The sequence below is a fragment of the uncultured Mycobacterium sp. genome, assembly GCF_964249325.1.
Lineage (GTDB): Bacteria > Actinomycetota > Actinomycetes > Mycobacteriales > Mycobacteriaceae > Mycobacterium.
The window spans coordinates 4,044-6,361 of record NZ_CAXUCH010000241.1; the positions used below are offsets into that span (position 1 = coordinate 4,044).

At 65.2% G+C, this 2,318-nt stretch carries 1 protein-coding gene and 2 pseudogenes (1 of these 3 only partly in view); 2 read left to right on the forward strand and 1 reads right to left on the reverse strand.

Annotated elements, in window-relative coordinates:
- Nucleotides 1-1,256, reverse strand: a pseudogene (leuA, locus tag ACFE99_RS21305) (2-isopropylmalate synthase) (it extends 742 nt beyond the left edge of the window).
- Between the two features lie 283 nt (nucleotides 1,257-1,539).
- Here leuA and ACFE99_RS21310 point away from each other — a divergent pair.
- Together ACFE99_RS21310 and ACFE99_RS21315 are read left to right on the forward strand one after the other, a co-directional pair.
- A complete protein-coding gene (locus tag ACFE99_RS21310; RefSeq protein ID WP_375488393.1) occupies nucleotides 1,540-1,785 on the forward strand; it encodes a hypothetical protein in 246 nt (81 codons plus the stop codon).
- A gap of 163 nt (nucleotides 1,786-1,948) precedes the next feature.
- Nucleotides 1,949-2,318, forward strand: a pseudogene (locus ACFE99_RS21315) (aspartate kinase); the annotation flags it as partial.

The following is a 2,318-nucleotide window of genomic DNA, read 5'->3' on the forward strand; positions in this document are numbered from 1 at the left end:
GGAAACATCAGAGCCGACAGCGTCGGCTGCGATCTTCATCGCGTCGAGGCCCTTGTTGATCGCGTCCTGGTGGCTGCCGGAGAACGCGGTGTACACCAGGTCCCCGCCGTAGGGATGACGCTCGGGCACCGGCAGCTGGTTGCAGTACTCGACGGTGCGCCGGATTTCGTCGATGTTGGAAAAGTCGATCTGCGGGTCGATGCCGCGGCTGAATAGGTTGAGACCCAGCGTTACCAGGCACACGTTGCCGGTGCGCTCGCCGTTGCCGAACAGACAGCCCTCGATCCGGTCGGCGCCAGCCTGATACCCCAATTCGGCTGCGGCAACGGCTGTTCCGCGGTCGTTGTGCGGATGCAGCGAAAGGACGGCGGAGTCCCGCCACTTCAAATTGCGGCTCATCCACTCGATCGAGTCGGCGTAGACGTTCGGCGTGGCCATCTCGACGGTGGCGGGTAGGTTGAAGATGATCGGGTTGTCGGGTGTGGGCTGGATGACATCGCCGACGGCGTCGCACACCTGCTTGGCGTACTCCAGCTCGGTGCCTGTGTAGGACTCCGGTGAGTACTCGAACCGCCAGTGGGTGCCCGGGTATTTGGCCGCCTGCTCCAGACACTTGCGAGCGCCTTGAACCGCGATCTCTTGCACGGCGGCTCGATCAGCGCGAAAGACCACGCGCCGCTGCAGGATTGAGGTCGAGTTGTAGAAGTGCACGATCGCCCGTTGCGCTCCCTCGCAGGCTTGAAAGGTGCGCTCGATCAGCTCCGGGCGGCACTGGGTCAGCACCTGGATGGTGACGTCGTCAGGGATGGCGTTCTGTTCGATGATGTCGCGGATGAAGTCGAAGTCGGTCTGGCTGGCCGATGGAAACCCGACCTCGATCTCCTTGTACCCCATGCGCACCAGCAGGTCGAACATGCGCCGCTTGCGGGCCGGGCTCATCGGGTCGATCAACGCCTGGTTGCCGTCGCGCAGGTCGACCGCGCACCACATCGGCGCTTTGTCGATGACGCGGTCGGTCCAGGTGCGGTCGGGCAGCGTGATCGGTTCGACTTCCTCAGCGAACGGGCGATACCGGTTGATCGGCATCGACGATCCGCGCTGGGTGTTCCAGGCCGGCTGACCGGGATTCGGCGGGCCTGTGGGTTTGGTGATGGCACGCATCGACGTGAATGCGTCGGGGGTGTCGCCCGAAGGACGGGAAAAGCTGGTCACAGTGATTGCTCCGAGAGTGAACGAGGGACCTCAGACCGGCGCATCGCGAACGCCCGCGACGGGAAGCCGGCCTAGATCAGACCCCGTCGCGGCGTCCGAGGAGGAGCACCCGCTGCACGTCGACCACTGTACAGCGCTTGACTTTCCTACCAAAACGCAGGTAGGGCGGGACCGTACCAAGCGTGCGGCGCTAGTGGGCTGTTAGCATCGGCGACCGTGGCGCGTAACCAGCCCCCGGGTCAGGGGGACGAGCCGACGGCGCGTATCGACGCTGGCTACCGGGGACCCGCGGGACCTTCGCCCACTCCCTGGTATCGCAAACCCTTGGTGTGGTTGAGCATCATTTTGGCGATCCTGATCGGCCTGATCATTTGGGGCATCGTGGCTTTGTTCAGCGGCAACCAGGGCGGCGCTCCCTCGATAACGACCACGACGGTGCCGTCGACGACCACGTCGGCGCCGACAACCACCCCCACGACGTCGGGTCGGTTTCACCTGCCCTCGACGATCACCCTGCCGTCGCTCCCGTCGATTACCCTGCCGTCCACGATTACGCTGCCGTCGCTGCCGTAGCCGCCCCCCGGCGAACGGGCCATCCCACGCGATAGCAGATGGTCGCCACAAAGCGCAGCCACAACTGTCGAGGTGATCCTGGCCGCCTCCTCGGACCACATCGTCGGCCGGTAGGGCACGTATTCTGTTTTCGACCCAAACCCCGCAAACCGAAAGGGTAACGATGGCGCTCGTCGTGCAGAAGTACGGCGGATCGTCCGTCGCGGACGCCGAGCGGATCCGCCGGGTCGCCGAGCGCATCGTCGAGACCAAAAAGCAGGGCAACGACGTCGTCGTAGTGGTCTCGGCCATGGGTGACACCACCGACGGCCTGCTCGAGCTGGCGCAGCAGGTGTGCCCGGCGCCGCCTCCCCGCGAGCTGGACATGCTGCTGACCGCCGGGGAGCGGATCTCCAACGCGCTGGTGGCGATGGCCATCGAATCACTGGGTGCGCAGGCCCGCTCGTTCACCGGCTCCCAAGCCGGCGTCATCACCACTAGCACCCACGGCAACGCGAAGATCATCGACGTCACTCCGAGCCGGCTCCAGGACG